The organism is Nitrososphaera sp. AFS, assembly GCF_009898475.1.
Classification (GTDB): Archaea; Thermoproteota; Nitrososphaeria; order Nitrososphaerales; family Nitrososphaeraceae; genus Nitrosopolaris.
This window is the reverse complement of record NZ_QURE01000118.1, coordinates 2,243-6,851: the sequence shown is the minus strand read 5'-3', so window position 1 is coordinate 6,851 and position 4,609 is coordinate 2,243. Positions and strand designations below refer to the sequence as shown.

Below are 4,609 nucleotides of genomic sequence, written 5' to 3'. Positions count from 1 at the left end.
TAGGATAGCCAATCAATTTTAGAGATTATGGGGGCATTGCAATCAGGGTTGGAATAAAATGCCCATAGAAATAAAGAAACCAGATAGCACAAGAATTTAGGTGTCGCGCCAGAGCGGTGCACTGAAGACCTCAAAAGCACTCATAATTTATCATTGAATGATTTAGACTTATTATTAATCTATTATCGAATTATCTGGAAATAATTGATTCCATTTCATGGGTCGCATTGGGCTTTATTCCAACCCTACTCGACATGTTACAGACTAAAAATAGGGATAAAGAAATCAGCACCTAAGACGTGTAAAGTATCGCCTCTGACAAGGTAGTAACAATCGTTGTCGGTAATAAAACCAGTGGATAATCCACTGTGTTGTCCTCAAATCCCACTGGTATCTGCCTTCTTAATTTCTATTGTTACCTTATCGCCCACTTTTATTGACATGTCTTCATATTCTCTCATACTGACTTTGAAAGTGGGAGAATCAGTTGGAAAACCTCCACTACCTCCCATTGCTTTACCAATATTGGCCATTGCTTTGGGCAAATTCTTCATTAAGTCTTCTGGAGATGTAAACGCCATCATATTCGCACCGAATGGATTGAATGATGGTGCTCTGTCAGCGCCTGCTTTGTAGTCATTTGGATTTGTATAAGTTACATATACGTAGGGCTGACCATCTTGCGAGGCTTCAATTCTTGATACGATGTAATCAATTTTCATATACTTCATTAAGAAGAATAGCAATATATTTTTTGAGAAATCCAGGCCGGAACAACGTGAGGTAAATCTTTGAACCGGCTAATGTGGAAAGTTCTCTGCAAATTATATACCAATTTCAAAGTCGCATAGGCATAAGTTTTAAGTCTCCATTTCAGCACCATGTATATTATAAAATTGGACCAGCAGTTGTCGAACCCTTTCTACTTTTCGTGTATCCAGTGCTATTCCCTCGTCTTCTGACACTCTTTCATCCTCTATGACAGCCTTTATTTTAATTACAAGAGCGCGCAGATCATCGTTTATATCCATATTTTTTCCCTCTTCTCTTTCCTATCCTTGTTAGTCATTATAGGATTTTACTATTTCAGTTTGCATGCAATATTTTCTTCTTCTCAAAGCCCTGATGTGAACTAAATTGTCGTCTCTAGTCTGGGGTTACCACCTGAGCCCTATACTTAAGCATACTATCAAAATCTGCTTTCCATTGCCTAATGCTTGCTATTACTATGATGCTTACTGCCGCACAAGTATCGACAAGAATGTTCAATTAAGATGTGGGGATATTTTGTCTGTAATTAGATTTACTAGCTCATTCCTTTTAGGACTTGAATTCGTCAGGACAATTTCAGTGAACCCCAACTCTGTATACTTTTTAAGTTTTTTTATTGCCTCTTCTACGCTTGATACTACGAGGAACATTTTTTCTAAGGTGTCATCGCCTATAACCTGGCCATTCTCTTCTATCTTTCTAGGATCATGAACATCCACATCAAAAAATGCTTTTATCATAGAGCCTCTCCAAAATCTAATTGATTCTAATGCTTTTTGTTTGTCTTCATTATATGAGGCTGGAAGAAAGAGTATTTTATCCAAAGAATTGTAATCTCTTTGAGATTCTCTAGCGCCCTTTTCTACTGCTGGAAATAATTTATTTGTAATTGCTTCGACATTTAGTTCGTTAGTAACAAATCCATTTCCTTCTTGGCCAGCAAGTCTGGCGGTTTGTTCACCAATTCCTGAAATGTAAAGAGGAATGGGCTTCGAAGGTTTGGTATACAATTTAGAGTCTTTCACCCAATAATATTTTCCTTTGAAGTTAACCCAATCCTCTGACCACAGTCTCTTAATCAAGTGTATTGCCTCTTTTAGCCTTTGGAATTTTTCCACATTGGATGGCCAAGAATGACCAGAGGTTACTTCGTTAAGAGCTTCTCCTCTTCCAATTCCAAGAAATACCCTACCTGGAAACATATATCCAACTGTTGCAAATACTTGAGCAACGATAGCTGGATGATATCGTAGTATGGGAGCGGTTACGCCTGTGCCTATTGTGATATTCCTGGTCTTGGCTAGTGCTGCTCCAAGCCAAGGCCAGGCTGCACCTCCAGATGCGCCAGTGTCCCACCACGGCATATAATGGTCACTTGTCCAACATCTTTCAATTCCTTTATCATCCATCAATACAACGTCATTTAGGAGATCTATAGGATTTACTTGTTCGTGAGCAGCCTGAACACTAATTTTTACCATTTGCTGTCAACTCCGAGTAGAAGATATAAGATATAGAAGTTTCAAATCATTAATAATCGTCATTAGTATCTCGCAGTCAAAGGGTAACTCATAATTCACACGGATACAATAAATTGCATCCAGCTTGGAAAATTAATATTGTAGGATTGTGTGCCCTTCATCTTAAGGTGCCCCATCGAAGAAAGACTCGGAAAATTGGCTAGGTGATTGCAGTCCAGCTTGTGGTTATCAATATAAAAAAGTATATGAAAGTATCTGCTGAAACTTTCCGATCTTATTGGGCACCAGGACAGTTATCGGCAGGTTCCTGATGATGGAATCCTGAAGCATCATGGGGGTTTCCATGTTCTCCTAAATCGTGGGGGTATCCTGTTGGACCGGAATTAATGTCATGCGGATTTGCAGTACTAGACTAAATATATTTAGATGAGATTCATTAAATATATTTTTGAATATTTGTTCTATCTGATTTTAGAACAAAAGGATATCCCTAGGGAATAGGATATAGGTAGGTTGTTACTTGAAGGAGGAAGTGCACTCTACTTGATCAGAAAGGGTTCCTGAGTTGGTAATCGTACATGCTGGATATATATTCTACAGTCAAGTTCCGAGCCAAGGATTCGCGATAAGTAGGAAGAAATTGTACAAAGTAATCTGGCTATTCAACATCCAATACATATTGTGAATACATCGTCGCGTACAATATTACATAAATAAAATTCAATTTCAAATAATTGAGAGGAAATTATATATTTGGATACGCCAGCATAATTATTGAACTGATGAAAAAGGTACTAGTGTTAGTTATATTATTAGTTATTTTCACTTTTGGTGCAGTTAACGGTAGCAGTATGAGCATGGCCCTTGCATATGTAGATATTACATCACCTTCTAAAGGTCAGCAAATCCCCGTAGGAACTCCACTGATTGTAAAAGGAACATCTACTGTCGCTAATGAAAGTAATCATTGCACTGTATCTGTAATTATTAATTCAATTTTTCCTTATCATAAAGTTACTCCAATGGGTTCTAATGGGACCGCAGATTATACCTCCTGGCAGTTTATAGGTAATCACAGCTATGGTACAGTAAATTTAGGAGAGAATAAGATAACAGGCAAGTATTCCTGTTTCCCCAATACAAATACTAATAACGCACAACCTGAGTTTGTAAAGCATCATAGTGTCAGTATACTAGGAATAGCTCTAAATAATAATAATAAATCTCTTGATGCTGTCAAACCAGTTTCCTCAAATACATCTGCCAGCTATGTTTCAAATGAGAGTAAGCCAAAAACACTACTGATTTCATTCAAACTTGAGAATCCTGTAAAAAGCGGAAGTAACCAGACTATAGAAACTATTGTTCATGACGGTTCAAACGTTACTATAGCTGGAGCAAGAGTTAATGGAACTGTCATGAATTCTGCGAACACTCCGGTAACAAATTTCACTGGGTTTACGAATCAATCTGGTATTTTCTCTTATGCTTGGAAAATCGACAAGGATTACAAGTCTGGCCCCTTTACTGTTGGTCTTTATGCTAGTGCAAATGGCTATCAACACCAATTGACACCTACCACAGCAGTATTTAATGTCACTTCTGCTGAAGTAAGTAAGAGTGACCCTAGTGGCCATAAGTCAAGTCATCATCATAGCTCCCACAGCTCAGATAGTTCTAGCAGCGACCAGCACAGCTCTAACTCAGAACATCACGCTTCTAGCTCTCATCACAGTTCTAGTTCAGATAATTCTAGTAGTAACCATTCACATACCTTAAGTATTATTCATATTCCCCACATTCACTTTCCACATATTCACACTCCGAAACTGCCTTTTTCTTGATATTATTGAATTTTTGATTTTAGTAGGCTGATATGTAGTAAGGAGTCAAATTCTGCTGTTGACAAATGACACTAATCTCTTATCGATAAACCAAATCAGCTGTCATANNNNAATGAATATCGTAAGTTGAGGTTAAAAACCATACTCATAGCCATTGAGCGAGTGATTAGCTCTAGAAGCAAATCCTATCAAATGGGTTGCCGGTTATTTCAAAGAATGTAACTTTACAAGCAGGAATAATATCGCTCCTGCAGGTATAAAAAGTGCATAAACGAGTGCTAAGTAAGGAGAATCTGCAGGATACAGATGACTTCCTACCAGAAGAATTCCAAATATATTAATAATTATCGCAGGAAGAACCAACGCCAATATCAATATCTCAAAATATTTTGTTATCGATAATGACAGTATTGTTGCGCTTTTTGCTGCATTTTGGATTCTTAATCCTAGAATAAACGAAGAAGTACCTATCAAGAAAGAAACTACAGTAAGAACATTTCCTGTGACACCAGG

General features: G+C 37.6%; 5 protein-coding genes. 1 reads left to right on the top strand and 4 read right to left on the bottom strand.

The genetic code is table 11. The features are described 5' to 3' along the window. Positions 1-377: 377 nt before the first annotated feature. The 3 genes from DYY65_RS10575 to DYY65_RS10565 form a co-directional block, all read right to left on the bottom strand. Complete coding sequence (locus tag DYY65_RS10575) at positions 378-722, bottom strand: hypothetical protein (protein WP_162477926.1); 345 nt, start codon at positions 720-722, stop codon at positions 378-380. Positions 723-860: 138 nt separating this feature from the next. Further along, positions 861-1,031, bottom strand: a complete 171-nt coding sequence (locus tag DYY65_RS10570) for a hypothetical protein (RefSeq protein ID WP_162477925.1) — start codon at positions 1,029-1,031, stop codon at positions 861-863. A 234-nt stretch (positions 1,032-1,265) separates the two neighbouring features. Continuing rightward, entirely contained in the window at positions 1,266-2,252 is a 987-nt protein-coding gene (locus DYY65_RS10565; RefSeq protein ID WP_162477924.1) for a TIGR03557 family F420-dependent LLM class oxidoreductase, read from the bottom strand. A 734-nt stretch (positions 2,253-2,986) separates the two neighbouring features. Between DYY65_RS10565 and DYY65_RS10560 the strand changes: the two genes are divergently transcribed. After that, positions 2,987-4,096 carry a hypothetical protein gene (locus tag DYY65_RS10560; RefSeq protein WP_162477923.1) on the top strand — a complete coding sequence of 370 codons (1,110 nt, stop codon included), beginning with the start codon at positions 2,987-2,989 and terminating at the stop codon, positions 4,094-4,096. 204 nt (positions 4,097-4,300) lie between these two features. Here the strand turns inward: DYY65_RS10560 and DYY65_RS10555 are convergent. Further along, on the bottom strand, positions 4,301-4,609 hold a 309-nt coding region (locus tag DYY65_RS10555; RefSeq protein WP_162477922.1), incomplete at its 5' end, for a hypothetical protein.